Raw genomic sequence first — 22,726 nt, 5'->3', positions numbered from 1 at the left:
TCCAAAGAGGTATTTCATGACGGCGCTATATGTTCGGGGCGGACAGCCCCTTAAAGGCAAGATCGATCCATCGGCGAACAAGAACGCGGTTTTGCCGGTGCTCTGCGCGACCTTGCTGTCTGACGCGCCGATCATGCTGCGCAATGTGCCCGAAATCACCGATGTGCAGCGCATCTTCGCTTTCTTCACCGATCTCGGCACAACGATCGCGTGGGACAAGGCGGCAAAGACGCTCCAGATCGACCACTCGACCATTTCCAGCAGCGCCAAGGCGACTCTGCCGCAGGCGATGCGCGCGTCGATCATGATGATCCCCGGCCTGCTCGCCCGTTTGGGGGAGGCCCGTCTGGAGCATGAGGTGAAGGGTTGCACGCTGGGTGCGCGTGAAATCGATCCGCACGTGCAGGTGTTCAAGGCCTTCGGTGCGGACGTCTCCTACGAAGGCAAGGACATCGTCTTCCGCAAAGGCGCGAAGGGCGAAGGCACGCGGATGTGGCTGGAATATGCCTCTGTCACCACGACCGAGAACTTCATCATCAGCGCGCTCGCTTCCAAGGGCACGAGCCAGATCGTCAACGCCGCGTGCGAGCCGCACGTGCAGGAAATGTGCACCTTCCTCGAAGCCATGGGCTGCACCATTCGCGGCAAGGGCACGTCGATGGTTGGCGTCGATGGGTGCGACCGGTTCGAGGCGGTGGACTACACCTTTGTCGAGGACTTCCACGAAATCGCAACGTTCCTTGCGCTCGCAGCGGTGACGGGCGGGGACATTTCGGTGCGCAACACGCGGCCCGAAGACTTCATGCTGATCGACCGCACGTTCGAGAAATTCGGTGCCCATGTCGAACACAAGGATGGCTGGTCACGACTGAATGCTCCGGCTGAATTGGTCGTCCAGCAGAATTTCACTTCGCACATCACCACCAAAGTCGAAGCCGCGCCGTGGCCCTACATCCCGGCCGACCTGCTGCCGATCTTCATCGCGCTCGGTGTGAAGGCGAAGGGCCAGACCATGTTCTGGAACAAGGTCTACGAAGGTGGGCTGACCTGGCACACCGAACTCAGCCTGTTCGGCGCGCATACTTTGCTGTGCGATCCGCACCGGCTGATTACCTTTGGCGGCGACAAGTTGCGCCCCGCCACGGTCACCAGCCCCTACATCATCCGCGTTGCCATCGCGATGCTTATGGTCGCGGCGAGTATCGATGGCGAAAGCACCATCCTCGACGCCGACCCGATCCGCCGTGCGCATCCCGATTTTGTTCCCAATATCGACAGCCTTGGCGTTGATGTGGAGTGGGCGGACTAACGCGCGTTTGCTGTTCGTAGAAGCAGGTTGGCGGTCGCTTCGGCAGAACCGTCTCCGGTAAGCGCGACGGTGGCGATGTTGCCGGTCAGTTGGTCATAGGCGATAACCGCCTTGGCACCCGGCACGCCGCCGCTATGACCGATCCATTGGCCGGTTCCGCCATTCCCGTCGGGGAAGCGATAGGCCATCAGCCCCAAGCCGTAGAAGGTATAGGCATCGAACATGGGGTAGGTGGTTTGTCCCATCGATGCGATGGCATCGGGCGCCAGCACGGCTCCTTCCAGCAGAAGTGCCAGAAAACGCGCCATATCGCGCGGCGTTGCCGCCAACGCGCCCGCTGCGCCGGTTTGTGAGGGGTGGATCGGCCCGATCCCTGTCGGAGGAGCAAGTGGGGCAATGCTGCTATCGTTTTTTTCGGTCACAATCCGCAGGCTGCGCAGACCGAGCGGTTCGGCAATCCGCCGCTGCACCGAAGCGGCATAGTCACCGCCGTCGATCTGTTCGATGATTGCCCCCAACACGCCGTAACCGGTGTTCGAATAGCGCCACCGGCTGCCGGGACAAAAAAGCGGCCCCGCCTCGCGGACCAGCGTCAGTTCCTCTGCCAATGTTGCGGGGAAAGGCAGGCCTTGCTCCTGCACAATCTCGTTCGCGCTGCGCAGTCCGCTGGTATGCGCAAGCAGCATCCGGATGGTAATCGCGTCGCCTTCAGGCACACCATGAAGATAGCGGGCGACAGGATCGTCGAGCCCCAGCGCGCCTTCAGCGGCGAGTTGAAGGATGATCGTTGCAGTGATCAGCTTTGTCACCGAAGCCCAGTAGAACACCTGCTCGCCTTCTTCTGAAACCCATAACCCGTCACGCGTTAGCACGGCCGCGCCCATGGCAGGTGCGCCGGTTGCCTCGCGCGCCCGGTCGAGCGCCGCGTCCAAGGCCAGCGCAAGCTCTGGCGGGGCCGGAGTCTCGGGAAAGGCAGCCGCCGCTGTGAAGTCGGGGCCGATCGCACGCAGCGTCTCTCCGGCATAGGGCGGGCATTCCTGCGCCTGCGCCGGAACCGATAGCGCCAACAGGACGGCAAGTTTCGCAAACACCCGCAACGCCATGCTCCACCTCTGGCAGCCAGTCTGGTTCGCCCGCATGGCGCGGTCAAGATTGCGCTAGCCTGAAACAAGAAGGGCACCCCTTCCGGGATGCCCTCATTGCGCAAAAGCTTTCGCCTATTGTGATTACAGCTGCCCGAGCAGGTGCTCTGCGCTCGAGACGCCGAATTCGCCAGGGCCTTCGACATTCAGCTGGGTGACGACGCCGTCTTCCACCAGCATCGAATAGCGGTTCGAGCGGGTGCCCATACCATAGGCGGAGAAGTCCGCATCGAGGCCAAGAGCCTTGGCAAAGGTGGCGCTGCCGTCGGCGAGCATCGTGATATCGTCCGATCCCGCCGCCTGCTTCCAGGCATTCATCACGAAGGGATCGTTGACCGAAGTGCAGGCAATCTCGTCGATACCCTTTGCCTTCAGTTCGGCGGCCTTCTCGACGAAGCCCGGCAGGTGCTTGGCCGAACAGGTCGGGGTGAACGCGCCGGGGACGGCAAACAGGGCGACCTTCTTGCCCGCGAAAAACTCGCTTGCCTCGACTTGGTCAGGGCCGTCGCTGGTCGCTTTCACCAGAGTGACGTCGGGCAGTTTTTCACCTTTGGAAATGGGCATTCGATTACCTCCATGAGCCAGTATTGGCATCCAGATAGGTGTGTAACGCCGCACCGCAAGGATTGTGCCCGGTGCCTTTCTCTTTTTGGTACATCGCAGGAGAAGCCAGACGAGGGCTTTACGCTTCGCCCCCGCACGCCTATGGCGCAGCGCAATATGCGCGCTGCACGGAGCCCCGGCAGTGCTTCACCCCGAAGACTTGCAGGAGCAGCCCGTGGCCGACGCCGCTTTCACCGACTACATCATCAAAGATCTCGCGCTGGCTGATTATGGCCGTGCGGAAATCAACATCGCCGAAACCGAAATGCCGGGCCTGATGGCGACCCGCGCCGAATTTGGCGACGCCAAGCCGCTCGCGGGCGCACGCATCACCGGCTCGCTCCATATGACGATCCAGACCGCCGTGCTGATCGAAACGCTGGTGGAACTGGGCGCGGAAGTGCGCTGGGCAACCTGCAACATCTTCTCGACGCAGGATCACGCGGCGGCTGCCATCGCGGCGAAGAACATTCCGGTGTTCGCGGTGAAGGGCGAGAGCCTTGCCGAATATTGGGACTATGTCGGCAACATTTTCGACTGGGAAGATAACGGCGACGGCACGACCGCTAACCTGATCCTCGACGATGGCGGCGATGCCACCATGTTCGCGCTGTGGGGCGCTCGCCTTGAAGCGGGCGAGGAAATGCCCGCGCCGACCAATGCCGAAGAAATCGAAATGCAGCGCGCGCTCAAGGCGTTCATCGCCAAGAAGCCGGGCTATCTGACCGAGACGGTGAAGAACCTGAAGGGCGTTTCGGAAGAAACCACTACCGGCGTCCACCGCCTTTATCACATCGCCAAGCAGGGCAAGCTGCCTTTCCCCGCGATCAATGTGAATGACAGCGTTACCAAGTCGAAGTTCGACAATCTTTATGGCTGCCGGGAATCGCTGGTCGACGCGATCCGCCGCGCAACCGACGTGATGCTTTCGGGCAAGGTCGCCTTCGTGGCCGGTTATGGCGACGTGGGCAAGGGCTCGGCGCAGTCGCTGCGCGATGGCGGTGCCCGCGTGCTGGTGAGCGAAATCGACCCGATCTGCGCGCTGCAGGCGGCGATGGAAGGCTTTGAAGTCACGACGCTGGAAGACGCTGTCACCCGCGCCGATATCTTCGTCACCACCACCGGCAATGAAGACGTCATCACCGCCGATCACATGAAGGCGATGAAGCCGATGTCGATCGTCTGCAATATCGGCCACTTCGACAGCGAGATCCAGATCAGCGCACTGTCCAACTACGAGTGGACCGAGCTCAAGCCCGGCACCGATCTGGTGCGCTTCCCCGATGGCAAGCAGATCATCGTGCTGGCCAAGGGCCGTCTGGTGAACCTGGCTTGCGCCACCGGCCACCCCAGCTTCGTGATGAGCTGTTCCTTCACCAACCAGGTGCTGGCGCAGATGGAACTGTGGAACAATGCCGAGGGCTACAAGAACGACGTGTACGTTCTCCCCAAGCACCTCGACGAAAAGGTCGCCGCGCTGCATCTTGAAAAGCTGGGTGTGAAGCTGACCAAGCTGAGCCAGCAGCAGGCCGACTACATCGGCGTGCCGGTGGAAGGCCCGTTCAAGCCGGAACACTACCGCTACTGATCCGTGGTTCTCCCCTCCCGATCTTGGGAGGGGAGACACCCATTCTGGCCATTGCATCGCAGGCCGCGCTCCCATAGCTGATGGCTTATGCAATTGACCCCCACCGCGCTGGCTTTGATCGGCTTGCTGCTGGCCGCATGGACGCTTTGCGCCGCGTGGCTGGTGGTGGGTTCACTCAAACGCGCGCGGGCGGCGAAAACGGCGCGTATTACCATGCGCCGCCTGTCGAAAATGATCGACGATTCCCCGGCGATTCCGCTGCTCGTCAAAGGCGATGGCAAAATCGAAGGGCCCGAGCGGCTGAGTGCGTGGCTGGGGCTGGACAAGCTTCCGGGTTTTTTGAGCGAGCTTGATGGCGGCACAACCGGGCTGACCGAAAGCGATCTCGACCAATTGCACGAGGCGGTCCGCCGCACGCAAAAAACCGCCGCGCCGTTCCGCATGATGGTGACCCCGCGCGGTTCGGAGAAATCGCTCGCAGTGCGCGGCCAGCTCGCCAATCCGGCGATTGCCAGCGGCGGAGCGGCGCTGCTGTGGTGGTTCGATTTTTCCGAAAGTCAGGGCGAACTCGCCAAACTTCGCTCCGAAACTGCGCGCGCACGCAATGATTTCGCCGCACTTGTCGGGCTGATCGAAGCCGCGCCAATGCCCATGTGGTTTCGCGGGCCAGACCAGCAATTGCGGCTCGTCAACTCCGCCTATGTCGATGCGGTGGAGGCCGAAAGTGCCGCTAAAGTGGTCGAGAACCAGATCGAGCTTGTGGAAACGGTCGATGGCCTTTCAGCCCAGCAGATCGCTAAGCAGGCGAGCGAGCGGGACACGCCGATCGAGCGTATCGTGCAGGCGACGGTCGGCAGCCAGCGCCGCACATTGCGAGTGAGCGATCTGCCCCTCGGTACCGAAGGCGTTGCCGGATACGCTATCGATATCGAGGAACTGGAAGAGCAGACGCGCAAGCTGCGCGCTTTCCGCGCGGCGCAGCGTTCCATGCTCGATCAGCTCTCTATCGGTGTGGCGCAGTTTGACGAAGAGCGGCGGCTCACCTTCGCCAACCAGCCGTTTCAACGCATTTTCGCGCTGCCCAGCAGCGTGCAGCTCGACAATCCGCGGTTCGAACGCTTCCTCGACATGGCGCGTGACAAGGCGCGCCTGCCCGAAGTGCGGGACTTTCCCGAATGGCGCGGTGAGCTTGCCGGATGGTTCCAGGCCGATGCTCCGGCAGAGGATGCCTGGACGCTGCCCGATGGCACGCATTTGCGCATCGTCGCGCAGCCCATGCCCGATGGCGGGCTGGTGCTAGTGGCGGAAGACCGCTCCGAACAGCTCGCCTTGTCGGCGACGCGCGACACGTTGCTGCGCACCCGCACGGCGACGTTTGATTCGCTGTTCGAATCGCTCGCCGTCTTCGCACCCGATGGCCGGATGCAGCTGTGGAACCGCAGCTTTCCGGCGATCTGGAGCATTCCCGAAGAATTCTTCGACGCGCACCCCCATGTCGACAAGCTGCTCGACCGGATTTCGAACCGCCTCGCACGGCCCGCGCAACGTAAGGCCATCGGCGAGGTCGTACGCGCCGCCACGCTTGATCGGAAAGAGAAGGGCGGGCGCGTCGTGATGTCTGACGGGCGCACGCTGGAGTTTGCAGGCGTTCCCTTGCCCGACGGCAATGGCTTGCTGACGGTTATGGACGTGACCGATTCGACCAAAGCCGAAGAGGCTTTGCGAGAGCGGGCATCGGCATTGGAAGAAGCGGATGCGGTTAAGACCCGCTTCCTCGCCAATATGTCCTACGAATTCCGCACACCGCTGACTTCCATCGGCGGCTTTGCCGAATTGCTGCAATCGGGTGTTGCGGGCGAACTGTCCGACCAGGGGCAGGATTATGTCGCGGCAATCCTCTCCTCGGTGGAGCGGCTTTCGACGCAGATCGAAAGCGTGCTCGATCTGACCCAGAGCGAGGCGGGCCTGCTGCCCATCGCGAAGGAAGATATCGACCTGTTCGGATTTATGACCCAGCTCGTCCGCGCGCGGGAAGAGGCTATCGAGGCGAAGAGCATCACGCTCGATCTGCGCGGAGACAAAGGCGCGGGTACGGTATCGGGTGACCAGCGGCAGTTGGCCCGCGCTATCGGCAATCTGCTCGACAACGCCATTGCCGCCGCCCCCGTGAAGGGCCGCATTCTGGTGGCGCTAACACGGCGCAAATCGAGCGTGAAGATTATTATCTCTGACAATGGTGTTGGGATGAAGCCAGGAGAGCTTGCGCGCGCGCTCGACGGTTATCGCCTCCAGACCAGCGAAGGCCGCGAAGGCAAGCGCGGCCTCGGCCTGCCTCTCGCACGGCAATTGATCGAAGCGCATGGCGGCAAGCTGGAAATCCAGTCGGAACGCGGCGCGGGCACGACGGCAACGGTGATTTTGCCGTGATCCCACTAACAACCGGATACCCTGAGCTTGTCGAAGGGTTGCACTTCATTTTCGGATTTCGTGCGTCGCCAAAAGAAAAAGCAGTCCTTCGACAGGCTCAGGACGGTCGGAGTTAGGGCTATGGAACTCTACTTGCCCGATCTCGCAGCGATGTCCGCTTTCGGAGCGCGCATCGCCGGCAAGCTGCGTGCGGGCGATGTGGTGGCACTGTCGGGAACTCTGGGCACGGGCAAAACCACACTAAGTCGCGCCATCTTGGCGGCCTTGGGGCATGAGGGTGAGGTTCCTTCGCCGACCTTCACGATCATCGAGACCTATGAGCACTTGAACCCGCCAGTCGTTCACGCTGATTTTTACCGCTTGGAAGACCCGTCCGAAGTCGAGAACCTTGGTCTGGACGAATACCGCGATGGCGCGGTGCTGCTGGCCGAGTGGCCGGACAATGCTGGTGGTTTCGTAAATGAACCTGCGTGCCTCGCTATCCATCTGGAAAGTGCGGAAGAGGGTCGCAAAGCGATTGTCACGGGCGGGGCGGACTGGCTAGAGCGGATGCCATGAACAACGATTTGCCCGCGGGGCTTGAAGACTTTTTGAAAGATGCGGGATGGGCCGGAGCGCAAGTCTCCGCTTTGCCGGGCGATGCCAGTTTCCGCCGCTATTTCCGGATTGCCGATGGCGATCGCCGCGCGATGCTGATGGATGCGCCGCCGCCGCATGAAGACCCGCGTCCGTTCCTTCATGTCGGCAAATGGCTCGATGCGCAGGGGCTGCGCGCGCCCAAGATCTATGCCGAAAATCTCGAGCGCGGCCTCGTTCTCATTGAAGATTTCGGACACGACCGGATGCGCGACTGGCTGGATGACAATCCGGCGGAAGAAACCCGCGCCTATACCGATGCGATCGATGCATTGGTGGAATTGCACCAGCGCCCGCCGGGGCCGTTCGATCCCTATGCGATGGACATTTACCTGCGCGAAGTGGCGCTTTTTCCCGAATGGTTCTGCCCTGCCGCCGGCATTGACGTGGACGCCGAGAGCTATCTTGCTGCGTGGGAAGAGGCGTTGGGGCCGCTCCTGCTGCGCCAGCAACCTGGTGTGACCGTCCTGCGCGATTATCACGCCGAAAACATCATGCTGCTCGGCCCGCGCGGTGAATATTCGGGCGGGCAAGGCCTGATCGACTTCCAGGACGCGCTGGTCGGCCACTGCGCCTATGACATCGTCTCGCTGTTGCAGGACGCGCGTCGGGATGTGTCGGAGGAACTGGAAGGCGCGATGCTCGATCACTACCGCTCGCGCATTGCCACCGATGCGGAGTTTGCCGCCGACTATGCCCGTCTGGGCGCGCAGCGGAATGCCAAGATCGTCGGGATTTTCGCGCGGCTGTGGAAGCGCGACGGGAAGCCGCGCTATCTCGGCATGATCCCGCGCGTGTGGACGGCAATGGAGCGCGATCTGGCGCATCCTGCGCTTGCACCCGTGGCGCGCTGGTTCGATGCGAATGTGCCCGATGCGATCCGCGCCAATCGCGGCGGAGGCTTGGGCGAATGACCGCACTCGCTTCGGACACCGCGATGGTGCTCGCGGCGGGGATGGGCAAGCGAATGCGCCCGCTCACCGCGACGCAGCCCAAGCCGATGGTGCGGGTCGCGGGCAAGCCGCTGGTTGATCACACGCTCGACAGGCTGGCCGAGGCGGGTATCGCCAAGGCGGTGGTCAATGTCCATTACCTCGCCGAGCATCTGGAAGCGCATCTGCGCGAGCGCAAAGCTCCTGCCATCACGATTTCTGACGAACGCGATGCTCTGTTGGAAACCGGCGGCGGGTTGATCCGCGCACAGGAGCATCTCCCTGATCCGTTCTTTTGCCTCAACTCGGACAATATCTGGCTCGACGGGCCGCAGAACTGCTTTTCCGATCTCTCGCGCCTGTGGGACGCAGAGCGGATGGATGCGCTGCTGCTGCTGGTGCCGCACAAGGCTGCGCACAATTTCAACGGACTGGGCGACTTCCATCTAGATGCTGCCGGACGCGTGAGCCGCCGCAAGCCGCACCGGATCGCGCCGTTCATCTATTCGGGCATCCAGCTGGTTTCCAAACGCCTACTGCGCGATGCGCCCGAAGGTGCGTTTTCGACGAATGTGCTGTGGAATCGCGCGATTGAGGAGGGACGTCTGTTCGGCCTGCCGTTCACCGGCCAATGGTTCGAAGTCGGCACGCCAGAAGCGATCCGGCCGACCGAAGAAGCGTTGAAGAATGTCTGAGGCCGCGCGGCCGAACCTCTATTCCATCGCCGCGCATCGCGGCTTTGCCGACGCACTCGTTGCCGGACTGGTGCCGCGCTATTCGGAGCCTGATGTCGGGCTCGCCCGTCTCACACTATTGCTGCCCTCAGCCCGTGCTGCGCGCACCGTTTCAGAGGCCTTTGTGCGTCACGCAGGGGAGAGCGGTACGCAGGGCCTGCTGATGCCGCGCATGGTGCTGGCAGGCGATCTCGACCTTGATGAGGCGTTGGGGCCGCTGTTCGACTCGCTTGGGGCAGGCAGTAGCATCCAGCCCGCTGCAGATACGACGCGGCGCTGGCTCAAGCTCGCGCAATTTGTGGGCGAAGCGGCGACGCCGCTCGGTCGCGAGCAGATGGGTGCGACGACGCGGCTGCGTCTCGCTTACGAGATCGGCGCGACGCTCGACCGGCTCCATGCCGAGGAGATCGACCATCGCAAATTGCTGAGCGATGAGCTGCTCGATGTGCTGGAGGACAAAGCGCAGCACTGGAAGGACTCGACCAAGCTGTTCTTCGCAGTTGCCGAACAATGGAGAGCCGAACTGGAAGCGCGCGGCGAGCAGGACGCGGCGGCGCGGCGCAATGCGCTGTTCCGGGCGGCGGCGAAGCGGATGCGCGAGGCTCCCCCGCAAACACCCTTTGTTGCTGCCGGTGTGACCAGCGCCGCACCGGCGCTCGCGCGCTTGCTGCGAACGATTGCCGATTTGCCCAATGGCGCGGTGATCCTGCCCGATTTCGACCTGACGCTCGACGATGCGACTTGGGAAGAGCTGGGCAGCGCGGGTGATCCCTCAGCCGACACACGCTTTGCGAAGGGCGATGCGGTGACGCATCCGCAATATCACCTCAAACTGCTCCTCAACCGTATGGGTATCAGGCGCGATGAAGTGCGGCCTTGGCATCGCGCGGGCTTGGCGAAAGGGCCGCCCGAACGCAGCCACGCGATCTCCAGCCTGTTCCTCCCGCCCGAAGCGAGCAAGGCATGGGTAGATCTGCCCGCCGAAAGGCGCCGCATGGCAGGCGTTCGCCTGATCGAAAGCGCGAATCCCGAGGCCGAGGCGCAAGCGATTGCGCTCCTGGTGCGCGAGGCTTTGGAAACTCCCGAAAAGCGCGTCGCCGTGGTCACGCCCGATCGCGGTTTGGCGGGGCGCGTGGCGCAGCATTTGCGGCGCTGGAATATCCAGGCGGACGATTCCGCAGGCAAGCCGCTATCGCAAACGCCTGCAGGTCGTGTGCTGCTGCTCCTCGCCGAAGTGGCGGCGGAAGCGGCGGCGCCGGTTCCGCTGATGGCGCTGCTCGAACACCCGCTGGTCGCAGCGGGCGAGGGGCGGCGCGAATGGCTGCGCGCGGCGCGGGCGATAGAGTTGGAGCTGCGCGGGCCGCGCAAGGCGCCGGGGCTGGATGCGCTGCGCGCGCAGGCCGTGGAGGCAGAGGTCGAAGCATGGTGGGATGGCGTCGCGCCAATCCTTACACCCCTGTTGGACGTTCCCGACGAGATTGGCCTCGCCGAATGGCTCGATATGCTCGCCGAAGCGGCGGAGAGTTTGTGCGGCGATGATGTCTGGGCGCGTGAAGATGGCCGTGCGCTCTCGTCCTTTGTCGAGGAACTGCGCCTGCACGCGCGCGATGTTCCGGTGACGCTTGCGGCGGGCGATCTTCCCGTTGCCTTGCGCGAGGCGATGGACCGCGTGGCGGTCCGCCCGCCCTATGGCGCCCATCCGCGTGTGGCGATTTACGGGCTGCTCGAAGCGCGCATGACCCGCGCCGAACTTGTGATCTGTGCGGGCCTCAATGAAGGCACCTGGCCGCCGACGCCTTCGCCCGATCCGGTGCTTGCCCCTGCGATCCTGCGCGCTCTGGGCGTTCCCGGCGCGGATTTCCGCATCGGCCTCGCTGCGCATGACTTGGCAGGAGCCCTGGGAGCGCCCGAAGTTGTCCTGAGCCGCGCACGGCGCGAAGTCTCCGGCCCCGCAATTGCCTCGCGCTTCCTGCTGCGGGTGCGCGCTTTGCTCGGCGAGAAGATGAGCGGGGAGGCGAGCGACAACAACGTGACCGCGCTGGCGGCGGCGATTGATGACGGGCGCAATTGCGACGCGGCACGCCACCCCCAGCCCAAGCCCCGTCCGACGGCCGAGCAACGCCCGAAGAAGATCAGCGTTACCGCGCTCGACCGGCTACGCTCCGACCCTTACGCCTTTTACGCCTCCAAAATCCTACAGCTTGACGAGTTGCGCGGGCTCGACGCCGACCCTGATCCTGCGTGGCAGGGAACGCTGGCGCACGACATTCTGGAGGACTGGCATTCGGGTGAAGGCGATCTCGCCACGCTGATGGATAAGCATCTGCGCAAGATGTCCGCGCATCCTTCGGTCCGAGCATTATGGCGACCGCGATTGCTGGCGGCGCTGCAATGGGTCGAGCAGACGCTCGCCGCCGATCCTGCGCGCAAGCCGGTGAAGTGGGAGGAGTGGGGCGAGCTGGTGATCGACGGGGTGCGTGTCTTCGGCAAGGCAGACCGGGTCGATAGTCTTGGCGATGGCAGCTACGCCATTGTCGATTACAAGACCGGCCGCTCACCCGCCAAGAAGGAAGTTGCCGAAGGCTATGCGCTGCAATTGGGCTCACTCGGCCTGATCCTGCGCGACGGGGCAATTGACGGGCTGAGCGGCGAGGCGACGGTGTTCGAATATTGGAAATTCGGATCGAACAGCGATTCTCCAACCGGCTTTGGCAGTCTGGAATCGCCGCTAAAGCTCACCAATCGCCAGCAGGGCCTGACGCCCGACGAATTCCTGCCCAAGACCGGGCAATATCTCCGCGAAGCCATCGCGCAATGGCTGCAAGGCGATGCACCCTTCACCGCGCGGCCCAATCCCGATGCACCCGGCTTTTCCACCTATGACCAGCTGATGCGGTTGGAGGAATGGCAAATCGACGCGGAGGACGAGGAATGAGCGGCAAGGTTTTTCCGCTCAAGGACAGCCAGCGCGAGGCGGTGACGCCGCAGGAGAATGTCTGGCTGTCCGCCAGCGCGGGCACCGGCAAGACGCAGGTGCTCTCCGCCCGCGTGTTGCGCTTGCTCTTGAGCGAAGATGTGCGGCCCGAGCAAATCCTCTGCCTCACCTTCACCAAGGCAGGTGCGGCGGAAATGGCCGAGCGGGTGAACGATGTGCTCGCCCGCTGGGTGCGGATGCCCGCGACCGAGCTGGCGAGCGAACTCACGCATATCGGCGCGGTCGGGGATGATGCGACCATTTCCCGCGCGCGCAGCCTGTTTGCGAGTGTGCTCGATTGCCCCGGCGGCGGGCTGCGCATCGATACGATCCACGCTTTCGCGCAATGGCTGCTTTCGGCTTTCCCCGAAGAGGCTGGCCTTCTCCCCGGCACCCGCCCGATGGAAGACCGCGACCGCGATCTGCTGGCCGAGCAAGTGCTGCGCGATTTGCTGCTCGAATGGGAAACCGGCGACCCTGCGGCAGTGGCGGCTTTGGAGGAACTGGCGCGCAATCTCGCGCCGGACAAAGTGCGCGGATGGCTGCTGCGCTGCGCCAAGGCGCGCGAGGCGTGGGAAGGGCCGGGCGGATGGCAGTCCCCGATGCGCGAGCGGGTGCAGCGCCTGCTCGGTCTGCCCGCGGATGCAACGGTGGAGAGCCTGTCCGCGTGCTGCGCCGATGACACGCCCGCCATCGCCAGCGTGCGGCAGGCGATGTGGGCATACCACGAATGGGGCACGGCTACCGGACAGAACATCGCTGAGGCCGTGGGTGAATGGCTCCTCGGCACGCCGCAAGAACGGTTCGAGAAAGTCAGCGACGTGATGGGCGCTCTGTTCAACAAGGAAGGCGCTCTCAAGAACCTCAACAATTTACAGAAAAAGGTCGAAACCGCGCCGCAGATCGGGGAAGAGGCGCATCACCAACTCACCCAAATCGCCGAACAGGCGGAGCTGCTGAAACTGGCAGGCTTCCTCACCCCCGCGCTCGAAACCGGGCGCAAATTTGCGATGGCGTGGAAGGCGGCGAAGGAGCGCGAGGGGTTTGTCGATTTCGACGATCTCATCCACCGCGCTGCTGAACTGCTCGGCAAGTCCGAGATGTCCGACTGGATCCGCTACAAGCTCGACCGCGAATTTGATCACATTCTGGTGGACGAGGCGCAGGATACCAACGCGCAGCAATGGGATATTATCGGGGCGCTAACCGATGATTTCTTCTCCGGCGAGGGGCAGAAGGGCAATCGCCAGCGCACGATCTTCGTGGTGGGCGATTACAAGCAGGCGATTTTCGGATTCCAGGGCACCAGCCCGCAGAATTTCGCGCAGGCGCAGAAACGCTATGCCGAATTGCTTCGGGTGCGGAAGGCAAACTGGGCGAGCGGGCGCGACGCGATCACGGTCAACGAGTTGCAGGAGCTCGATCTTGGCCGTTCGTTCCGCACTGCCAGGCCGATCCTCGAATTTGTCGACCGCGCGATAGATGCGATCGGGCATGATGCGCTCGGGCTTGATGCGAATGCGCCGCGACATGAGGGCGAGGATCGTGCGGGGCTGATCCGGCTGTGGAAGCCGGTTCCGGCCCAAGGCGGCGAGGGCTCCGAAAGCGACGATGATGATGCGGGCGATTTCCGTCTGACTCCGTCCGAACGGCGGATGGCAGACGGTATCGCCAAGGAAATCCGGCACTGGCTCGATACCGGCTTCCCGCTGGAAAAGGGCAAACACCGCAATGCGACGCCGGGCGATATCATGATCCTTGTGCGCAAGCGCGGCGAACTGGTGAACCCGATTGTCGCCCGCCTGCACGCGCGCGGGGTGCCGGTTGCGGGGGTTGACAGGCTGCGCCTCGGTGCGCCGCTGGCGGTGAAGGATCTGATGGCGGCGCTGCGCTTTGCCTCGCAGCCGCTCGATGATCTGTCGCTCGCCAATCTGCTCGTTTCGCCGATATTCGGATGGTCGCAGGAGCAATTGCTCGAACACGGATATCGGCCTGAGAATCGCAGGCTGTGGGATCATTTGCGCGACGCCAATGATCCGTTTGTGGAGCAAACGGTTGCGGCCTTGCTCGATCTCTTGCGGCTCGCCGATTTCGAACCGCCGCAGGCTCTCCTGCACTGGCTACTCACCGGTCCGTGGCGTGCGCGGGCGAAGCTGGTGGCGCGGCTTGGAAGCGAGGTGAACGATCCGGTCGACGAATTGCTCAATGCCGCGCTGCAATTCTCCGCCAGCCATACGCCAAGCCTGCAAGGCTTTATCCGCTGGTTCGATGCCGGCGATGGCGAGCTGAAGCGCGAGGCTGAGGGCGCTGGCGGATTGGTGCGGGTGATGACAGTGCATGGCTCCAAAGGCCTGCAAGCACCCATCGTGATCCTCGCCGATGCCTGCGTCGATCCCGATGCGTCGAAACCGCGCGATCTGTCACTGGTCGAGGAGGGCATCGGCGGCGGTTCGGGGCGCGAAATCCCGATCATCGCCTCGCGCAAGGAACAGCGCGTGGGACGCATCGCGGAGGTCGAGGCGCAGCAATTGCAGGCGGACAAAGAGGAGCATTGGCGGCTGCTCTATGTCGCCATGACCCGCGCGGAAGAGGCGCTGTTTATCGGCGGCGCGCTCAATATGAAGAGCAAGGACGGGCCCAAACCCGACAGCTGGTTCGCGCGGCTTGAGCCATTGTTTGACGGCGATTGGCTGGAGGGCGGGGCGTTCGGCGCTTACAAGCAACTGGGCCGGATGGCGCAGCCGGTGGAAGACGTGGAGCAGGCAAACGCAGCTGAGCGCGTCACTCTGCCCGATTGGGCCGTCACACCCATCGGTGCAGAACCGCGTCCGCCGCGTCCGCTCGCGCCTTCGGGCGGGATTGAGGATAGCGGGGCTGATCCGCCTCTGCCCTCTGCTGAGGCCGCAGCGGCTGCGCGGCGCGGGGTGCTGATCCACGCATTGCTCGAACGTCTGCCCGATGTGCCGGTGGATATGCGCGAGGCAGGTGGGCGCGCATGGCTGGCGCGGCATGGCGGCGGCTTGGAAGAGCGCGAACGCATCGAAATCCTCGACCGCGCTGTTGCGGTGCTGGAACATCCCGACTGGAGCGACCTGTTCTCGCCCGAGGCGCTGGCCGAAGTGCCGCTCGCCGCGACCGTCGGCACGCAAGTCATCGCGGGCACGGCAGACCGTTTGCTGGTGCGCGGCGAGAATGTGCTGGTCGCCGACTTCAAAACTGCCCGCCGCCCGCCGCAATCGCTCGAGCACATACCGGCCGCGACATTGCGACAGATGGCGGCCTATGTCGCGGCCTTGCGGGTGATTTATCCCGGCAAAAGCGTATCGGCGGCGGTGCTTTACACCCAGACGCCGCAGCTCTTTGCGCTACCGGAAGAGTTGCTCGCCGCCTATCTGCCGCATGAAACCGAAGGCGCGGCGTAGGCGAATTGGGGATGACCCAAGGAAAGCTATCGCCTCAAAAGCGTTGTCTTACTAACGAACGCGCCTAAGTGGAATGCGAGACGAAATCAGGAGAAGCCGACATGGCCACTATTGCAGTTACCGATGAGAGTTTTCAGGCCGACGTGCTCGACGCGGGCAAGCCCGTTCTGGTCGATTTCTGGGCCGAATGGTGCGGCCCGTGCAAGATGATCGCGCCCGCGCTGGAAGAGATTTCGGATGAGCTTGCTGACAAGGTGACCATTGCCAAGATGGACATCACCGATAACCCCGAAGTGCCGGGCAAGATGGGCGTGCAGTCGATCCCCTTCCTCGTGCTGTTCAAGGACGGCAAGCCGGTTGCCCAGCAGGCGGGCGCTGCGCCGAAGAACGCGCTGAAGGGCTGGATTGAGAGCGTGCTTTAGACCCAGGAGTGAGTCCCCGCGAAGGCGGGGACCTCCTTCAGAGAGGCACTTTGCCGAACAAGGTCCCTGCCTTCGCAGGGACTCACAATTGACTTAAGCGCTCGGCCATTTCCTCCCACAGCGCGGGCGAGGCTGCGCCGATGAGGCCTTTGCGGTCCCATTCGTCAACGCGATACGCCGATCCATCGAGCCGCGCGACCTTGCCGCCTGCTTCGTTGAGCCACAGCGCCCCCGCGGCGTGATCCCAGGCAAGCGTGCGCTCGAAGATCGACACATCGTTCACGCCGAGGCCGAGGCGCGGATATTGCTCGGCAGCGCACCATGGGATGTCGACCATGCTGTAGTGCGGCGCGATATGTGCCTTCATCGCCTCGCGCTGCGCATCATCCATGAAAGCGAGCGAAATGGCGGCGACCGGTGTCTCGGCACCGGTCGGGCTGGCTGAGACTTTCTCGGCGTCGATAAATGCGCCCTTTCCCTTGTGCGCGATGCACAGGCGCCGTGCCAGGCAATCATAAATCCACCCCGAATGCGCCTCGCCGCCGCTGGCCATGGCGATCAGAATGCCGAAGGGCGGCTTGCCCGCTGCGAAATTGCGGGTGCCGTCGATCGGGTCGACAATCCAGCAATCGCTCTTCAGGTTTTCCAATGCCGACGGATCAGCATGCACCTGCTCCTCGCCCACAAAGGCGAGGCCGGGGATGATCTTGTCGAGCCCTTCGCGCAGCATGGCCTCGGATTCCCGGTCTGCTACGGTGACCGGATCATTGCCGCCCTTGTCTTCGATCTGGTGTTCGGCAAGGTTGCGGTAATGCGGGAGGATCGCCTTCTCGGTTACGGTGCGCAGCAGGTCTTCGATTGCGCGGTGAAAGGCCATTATGTCGTCGCTCACGAGCGATAATCCGCATTAATGCTGATATAGCCGTGAGTGAGATCGCACGTCCAAACCGTCGCGCGGCCCGTGCCGATGCCGAGATCGACCGCGATATCGACTTCATCGCCTGCCAGATGCGCGGCCACCGGCGCTTCGTCATAGCCTTCAACGGGCAAGCCGTTGCGCGCTGTCCAAAGGCCGCCAAAGGCGATGGAGAGCGTGTCGCGGTCGGCAGGTTCGCCCGCTTTGCCCACCGCCATCACCACGCGGCCCCAATTGGCATCGCCGCCGGCAATCGCTGTTTTGACCAGCGGTGAATTGGCGATGGCGAGGCCAACGCGCCGCGCGCTGTCATCGCTCGCCGCGCCCGATACGTTCACGCTGATAAACTTGCTCGCACCTTCGCCGTCGCGCACCACCAGATGGGCGAGCTGGCGGCAGATATCCTCCAGCGCCGCCATGAAAGCATCGGCCCCGGCATCGTCGAACGAGGCGAGGGGCGCATTGCCCGCCTTGCCGGTGGCGAAGGCCAGCACCGTGTCGCTGGTCGAGGTGTCGCTATCGACCGTGATGCAGGAATAGCTGCGCGCATTCGCAGCGGAGAGGCACTCTTGCAGGAAGGCGGGTTCCACCGCCGCATCGGTAAAGATGTAGCCGAGCATCGTCGCCATATCGGGCGCGATCATGCCGCTGCCCTTGATGATGCCGTTGAGCGTGACTTTGGTCTCGCCGATCATCGCCGTGGCAGTCGCGCCCTTGGTGAAGGTGTCGGTTGTGCCGATGGCCTCCGCGGCATCTTCCCAACTGCATGGCTCGGCTGCCAACGCGCTGGCCACGCCGGCCTTGGCGACATCCTTGGGCAAGGGCACGCCGATCACGCCGGTGGAGGACACCAGCACCTCGCCCGCCGCGCAACCGAGATGTTCTGCCACTTGCGCAGTAATCTGCTCCACCGCCTCGCGTCCGCGATAGCCGGTGAAGGCGTTGGAATTGCCCGCATTGACGATCAAAGCCCGCGCACGGCCCGCCGCCACACTCTCGCGCCCCATTTCAACTTCGGTCGAGCAGCAGACATTTTGCGTGAACACGCCCGCCAATGCCGTGCCCTCGGCCAGTTCGGCGAAGGTGAGATCAGCGCGATCCCACGCCTTGTAACCCGCCCGCACAATGCGCAGCGTGACGCCTGCAATGGGCTCCATGTCGGGAAAGGGCAGGGCGAGGGGGGAGCGTTCGAGTTCCATCGCTTGGCGCTCTATTGCGCCGGACTATCGCTCGCAAGCATCTTGGCGTTTCAGGCGGGGGCGCTTTGCATCGCCGTCTTGTTCTTCGAAGACGCCTTGCCCGCCCTCGGCTCAAGCCTGTTTGCGACCACCAGCGCCAGTGCCGGTGCGACGATGATCGAGAACGTGACCGGCGCGATGACGTCTTCCAAGCGGCCCGCCAGCCAGAGCACCGGCATATGCGTGGCGTAGAGCGGGTAGGAGATGCGGCCGAGCTCTGCGCAGGAGCGCTCGAGCGATTGCGGTATCGTCGACCCGACAGCAAGCACGAAGAGCGCGGGGAAGACGACAAGGCTCACGACAATATCGCCAATCATGTCGTCGATATTGAAGACGTCCAGTGCCACAATAGCGAGCAGCGGCAGCGACAGGGCGGGCAGCCACGCGATGCCGCAAAAGCCCGGCATTGATCCGGCGCGATAGCGGCGGGCGAGGGCGACGCCGAGAATATAGGCGAAGGCGACGCGCGGCAGGCCGAGCAGCCATCCTTCCGCGGCCACGCCTGACGTATTCGATCCATGGAGGATTATCGCACCGACCAGCAGCACGCCGCAGACAGCCACCAGATACCACAGCGCACGTTCTCTCAGGCGAACCAGCAGCAGGCCATGCACAAGGTTCGCCAGCAATTCGAGCAACAGCGACCAATGCGGCGTGTTGAGCGGGTAGAGGACGCCCGACTGCCAGAATGCGGGCACCAGCGCCATCGCCAGCATCGTGCTCATCAGAAGCCCGCCAACCGGCACCTGCCCAATCATCGCCGCACCGCCTAGCACTGCGCCAACGGCAATGACAGGCCACAGACGCCGAACACGCGCGTTCATGAACTTGCGCCAATCGGTAAGGCGCGGCTCTGCGGCGAGACCGAGGACGAAACCGCTCAGCAGGAAGAAGAAATCGACAAAGAGATAGGCGCGACCAAGCGGCACAGAGAGGCCGAATTGCGCCTCCATGTGATACACGAACACTGCCATCGCTGCGATTCCGCGCAGGCCATCGAGCAGCGGCATCCGTGTGGGATGGGCAGGGGTGGACGGTGCACCTGTCATGGGGGACGGCCTATCCGTAAAATGCTGATAAATGGCTAAAGCAAGAGGAAACCGACCTTGTGCCGGAAGTCTTCGTGGTCAGCCAGTGCGGACAATTTCGCCTTAGTAGTGGACGATTAAGGCGCACGCGCCTATCTGACACGCCAAATGCTGCGCCAATTGCTCACCTTGCTTGCCGTTTTCTCGGGCTTCACGCTCGCGGCGGAGCCTGTGCAGGCGGCGCAGGGCGCAGTTGTCAGCGTTGCGGCAAGCGCCGAGGCAGCAGAGCAGCAGCCTACCGGCTACACGCTCGCCGAGCAGCTTTCGGTCGTCGAAACGCTGCAAACACAGACATTTGAGGCTGCCGAGCAACGCGTCGCCATTCCGGCTGCGCCTGCCGTCCGCCTGCAGGCAGACCGCGCCCGCGAATAGCGCGCTGCGCTCTTTCCATCGCCATCGTACTTAAGGCCGTGCCCGTGCCGTATGGCCGCATTCCATATATTCAGACAGGTATACCTCACCATGTGGCAAGCCATCGCCAAGTCAATTTTCGGTTCGTCGAACGACCGTTACGTCAAATCGCTCGACAAGACCGTCGCCCGCATCAATGCGCTCGAAGAACAGCTCGTCGACTTCTCAGATGAGGAACTGAAGGCGCAAACGCTCAAATTCCGCAAGAAACTCGAAGAAGGGCAAACGCTCGACGACATTCTGCCCGAAGCCTTCGCCACTGTGCGCGAAGCGGCCAAGCGGGTGATGGGAATGCGCCATTATGATGTGCAGATGGTCGGCGGCATTGTGCTCCACCGCGGCGAGATTGCCGAGATGAAGACGGGTGAGGGTAAGACGCTGGTCGCCACGCTCGCCACCTATCTCAACGCCATCGAAGGCAAAGGCGTCCACGTGGTGACGGTGAACGATTACCTCGCCCGCCGCGACGCGGAATGGATGGGCCAGCTTTACGGCTTCCTCGGCCTGACTACCGGTGTGATCGTCCCCAATCTGCCCGAGGCAGCGCGGCGGCAGGCCTATGCCTGCGACATCACTTACGGCACCAATAACGAATTCGGCTTCGATTATCTGCGCGATAATATGAAGCAGGAACGCCGCCAGATGGTGCAGCGCCCCTTCAACTTCGCCATCGTTGACGAGGTCGACTCGATCCTGATCGACGAAGCGCGCACGCCGCTGATCATCTCCGGCCCGACCGAAGACAAGTCGGAACTCTACATCGCGCTCGACGCGCAGATCAAACAGCTGGTGAAAGACCAGGCCGCGCTGGAAAAGGCCAATGGCGGCCCGATGTCCGAAGGCGAGGGCTATTTCACCAAGGACGAAAAAACGCGCAATATCCAGCTCACCGAAGAAGGCTTCGAAGAGATGGAACAGCGGTTGCTCGCTGCCGGGCTGATCGAGACCGACAATCTGTACGATGTCGAAAACACGCTGGTGGTCCACCACATGGATCAGGCGCTGCGTGCGGTGGTGATGTTCAAGAAGGACACCGACTACATCGTCAAGGATGACAAGGTCATCATCATCGACGAGTTTACCGGCCGTATGATGGATGGCCGCCGCTGGTCGAACGGCCTGCACCAGGCAGTCGAGGCGAAGGAGGGCGTGGAGATCCAGCCCGAAAACCAGACCATGGCCTCGATCACCTTCCAGAACTATTTCCGGATGTATCCCAAGCTGTCCGGGATGACCGGCACTGCTGCTACCGAGGCGAGCGAGTTCTGGGACATTTACAAGCTGAACGTCGTGGAGATCCCTACCAACGTGCCGGTCGCGCGCGTGGATGAGGAGGACGAGTTCTACAAGAACACGATGGACAAGTTCGCGGCGATCGCGAAGGCGATCAAGGAAAAGAACGAGATCGGGCAGCCGGTGCTGGTCGGCACCGTCTCCATCGAAAAGTCGGAATTGCTCAGCAAATTCCTCGACAAAGAGGGCGTGGCGCACAGCGTCCTTAACGCCCGAATGCACGAGCAGGAAGCCCGCATCGTGGCGCAGGCTGGTCGTCCCGGCGCAGTGACCATCGCCACCAACATGGCTGGTCGCGGCACCGACATCCAGCTTGGCGGCAATGTCGAATTCCGCATCGATGACGAGCTGGCCGAAATGGAAGACGGCCCCGCCAAGGACGAGGCGATTGCCAAGATCAAGGCCGAAGTGGCCGAAGAAAAGGCCAAGGTTCTGGCCGCAGGCGGCCTGTTCGTGCTGGGTACCGAGCGGCACGAAAGCCGCCGTATCGATAACCAGTTGCGTGGCCGTTCGGGCCGTCAGGGTGACCCCGGCCTGTCGCGCTTCTACCTCTGCCTCGAAGATGATCTGCTGCGCATTTTCGGGCCGGACACTTTGTTCGCCAAGATGATGAACGCCAATCTCGAAGATGGCGAGGCGATTGGCTCCAAATGGCTCAGCAAGGCGATCGAGACCGCGCAGAAGAAGGTCGAAGCGCGCAATTACGAAATGCGCAAGCAGGTCGTGCAGTTCGACGACGTGATGAACGACCAGCGCAAGGTCGTCTACGAGCAGCGCAGCGAGATCATGGATTCGGAGCGCGTTGACGATGTGGTCGAGGAAATGCGCCGCGATGCCATCAATGCGATGGTCACGAGCGCGTGTCCGCCCGGTTCCTATCCCGAACAATGGGATGTCGCGGGGCTCAAGGAAAAGGTAACCGATGTGCTCGGTCTCGACGCGCCGATCGATGCGTGGATGGAAGAAGAGCAAATCGAGCCGGATATCTTTGAAGAGCGGCTACAAGAAATCTCCGAGGAGAAGCTGGCGGCGAAGATTGCCGAAATCCCCGAGGACACCTGGCGGCGCGTTGAAAAAAGCATCCTGCTCGAACGGCTCGATTACCACTGGAAGGAACACCTCGCCACGCTGGACGCACTGCGCCAGGTGGTGTTCCTTCGCGCCTATGCGCAAAAGCAGCCGATCAACGAATACAAGCAGGAAGCCTTCGGCTTGTTCGAGTCCATGCTCGATACTTTACGCGAAGATGTGACGAAGGTGCTGCTCACCGCACAATTCCGCGCTGCCGCTCCGCCGCCGCCGCGCCCCTTGCCCGATCTTCCGCAGTTCCTCACCGGCCATATCGATCCCCTGACGGGCGAGGACAATTCGAACGACGGCGATGGTTCGGAAGCGATGGCTCCGCTGTTTGGCACGCTGGCTTCGTCACCCGTCGCCTCGACCGGCTCGGGCGGCGCGCAGACCGACGACCCCTATGCCGGCATGGGCGTAAGCCGCAACGCGCCGTGCCCGTGCGGGTCGGGCAGCAAATACAAGCACTGCCACGGGGCACAGAGCTGAGCGGCGAAGTCCGTCAAGGCTGAAACAAAAA

Annotated in this window: 16 protein-coding genes; 11 read left to right on the top strand and 5 right to left on the bottom strand. The window is 62.9% G+C overall.

The window, feature by feature from the left end:
* The first annotated feature begins 16 nt into the window (after nt 1-16).
* Nucleotides 17-1,309, top strand: coding sequence for a UDP-N-acetylglucosamine 1-carboxyvinyltransferase (locus tag ACS0VV_RS06980; RefSeq protein WP_483532002.1), 1,293 nt, complete (start codon nt 17-19; stop codon nt 1,307-1,309).
* Here ACS0VV_RS06980 and ACS0VV_RS06975 read toward each other — a convergent pair.
* Complete coding sequence (locus ACS0VV_RS06975) at nt 1,306-2,376, bottom strand: serine hydrolase domain-containing protein (RefSeq protein WP_483532001.1); 1,071 nt, start codon at nt 2,374-2,376, stop codon at nt 1,306-1,308. The genes ACS0VV_RS06980 and ACS0VV_RS06975 overlap by 4 nt on opposite strands.
* A gap of 159 nt (nt 2,377-2,535) precedes the next feature.
* The gene (locus ACS0VV_RS06970; RefSeq protein ID WP_483532000.1) at nt 2,536-3,015 is read right to left on the bottom strand and encodes a redoxin family protein; all 480 of its coding nucleotides are present in this window, start codon (nt 3,013-3,015) and stop codon (nt 2,536-2,538) included.
* Between the two features lie 214 nt (nt 3,016-3,229).
* Between ACS0VV_RS06970 and ahcY the strand changes: the two genes are divergently transcribed.
* From ahcY to trxA, 8 genes are all read left to right on the top strand, one after another.
* Nucleotides 3,230-4,642 (top strand): adenosylhomocysteinase, encoded by a 1,413-nt coding sequence (ahcY, locus tag ACS0VV_RS06965; RefSeq protein WP_483531999.1) that lies wholly within the window; start codon nt 3,230-3,232, stop codon nt 4,640-4,642.
* Nucleotides 4,643-4,729: 87 nt separating this feature from the next.
* A complete protein-coding gene (locus ACS0VV_RS06960; protein WP_483531998.1) occupies nt 4,730-7,069 on the top strand; it encodes a PAS domain-containing sensor histidine kinase in 2,340 nt (779 codons plus the stop codon).
* Nucleotides 7,070-7,189: 120 nt separating this feature from the next.
* On the top strand, nt 7,190-7,627 hold the full coding sequence (gene tsaE / locus ACS0VV_RS06955; protein ID WP_483531997.1) for a tRNA (adenosine(37)-N6)-threonylcarbamoyltransferase complex ATPase subunit type 1 TsaE: 438 nt from the start codon (nt 7,190-7,192) through the stop codon (nt 7,625-7,627).
* A complete protein-coding gene (locus ACS0VV_RS06950; protein WP_483531996.1) occupies nt 7,624-8,619 on the top strand; it encodes an aminoglycoside phosphotransferase family protein in 996 nt (331 codons plus the stop codon). Before tsaE ends, ACS0VV_RS06950 begins: the two co-directional genes overlap by 4 nt.
* On the top strand, nt 8,616-9,332 hold the full coding sequence (locus ACS0VV_RS06945; RefSeq protein WP_483531995.1) for a nucleotidyltransferase family protein: 717 nt from the start codon (nt 8,616-8,618) through the stop codon (nt 9,330-9,332). The genes ACS0VV_RS06950 and ACS0VV_RS06945 overlap by 4 nt, the downstream gene beginning before the upstream one ends.
* The gene (locus ACS0VV_RS06940; protein WP_483531994.1) at nt 9,325-12,306 is read left to right on the top strand and encodes a PD-(D/E)XK nuclease family protein; all 2,982 of its coding nucleotides are present in this window, start codon (nt 9,325-9,327) and stop codon (nt 12,304-12,306) included. Before ACS0VV_RS06945 ends, ACS0VV_RS06940 begins: the two co-directional genes overlap by 8 nt.
* The gene (addA, locus tag ACS0VV_RS06935) at nt 12,303-15,767 is read left to right on the top strand and encodes a double-strand break repair helicase AddA (RefSeq protein WP_483531993.1); all 3,465 of its coding nucleotides are present in this window, start codon (nt 12,303-12,305) and stop codon (nt 15,765-15,767) included. The genes ACS0VV_RS06940 and addA overlap by 4 nt, the downstream gene beginning before the upstream one ends.
* A 101-nt stretch (nt 15,768-15,868) precedes the next feature.
* Nucleotides 15,869-16,189 (top strand): thioredoxin, encoded by a 321-nt coding sequence (gene trxA, locus ACS0VV_RS06930; RefSeq protein ID WP_483531992.1) that lies wholly within the window; start codon nt 15,869-15,871, stop codon nt 16,187-16,189.
* A gap of 82 nt (nt 16,190-16,271) precedes the next feature.
* On the opposite strand, the gene ACS0VV_RS06925 is transcribed toward trxA, so the two are convergent.
* From ACS0VV_RS06925 to ACS0VV_RS06915, 3 genes are read right to left on the bottom strand one after another with little or no spacing between them, the layout of a single operon-like run.
* On the bottom strand, nt 16,272-17,066 hold the full coding sequence (locus tag ACS0VV_RS06925; RefSeq protein ID WP_483533510.1) for an inositol monophosphatase family protein: 795 nt from the start codon (nt 17,064-17,066) through the stop codon (nt 16,272-16,274).
* Between the two features lie 11 nt (nt 17,067-17,077).
* A complete protein-coding gene (argJ, locus tag ACS0VV_RS06920) occupies nt 17,078-18,304 on the bottom strand; it encodes a bifunctional glutamate N-acetyltransferase/amino-acid acetyltransferase ArgJ (protein ID WP_483531991.1) in 1,227 nt (408 codons plus the stop codon).
* 50 nt (nt 18,305-18,354) lie between these two features.
* The gene (locus ACS0VV_RS06915) at nt 18,355-19,392 is read right to left on the bottom strand and encodes an acyltransferase family protein (protein WP_483531990.1); all 1,038 of its coding nucleotides are present in this window, start codon (nt 19,390-19,392) and stop codon (nt 18,355-18,357) included.
* A gap of 147 nt (nt 19,393-19,539) precedes the next feature.
* Between ACS0VV_RS06915 and ACS0VV_RS06910 the strand changes: the two genes are divergently transcribed.
* A complete protein-coding gene (locus ACS0VV_RS06910) occupies nt 19,540-19,803 on the top strand; it encodes a hypothetical protein (protein ID WP_483531989.1) in 264 nt (87 codons plus the stop codon).
* Nucleotides 19,804-19,893: 90 nt separating this feature from the next.
* Nucleotides 19,894-22,695, top strand: a complete 2,802-nt coding sequence (gene secA / locus ACS0VV_RS06905; RefSeq protein ID WP_483531988.1) for a preprotein translocase subunit SecA — start codon at nt 19,894-19,896, stop codon at nt 22,693-22,695.
* Nucleotides 22,696-22,726 lie beyond the last annotated feature (31 nt).

It is taken from the genome of Aurantiacibacter sp. KMU-128 (assembly GCF_056933515.1).
The sequence above is the reverse complement of the archived record's forward strand: the minus strand, read 5'-3'. Positions and strand labels throughout refer to the sequence as shown.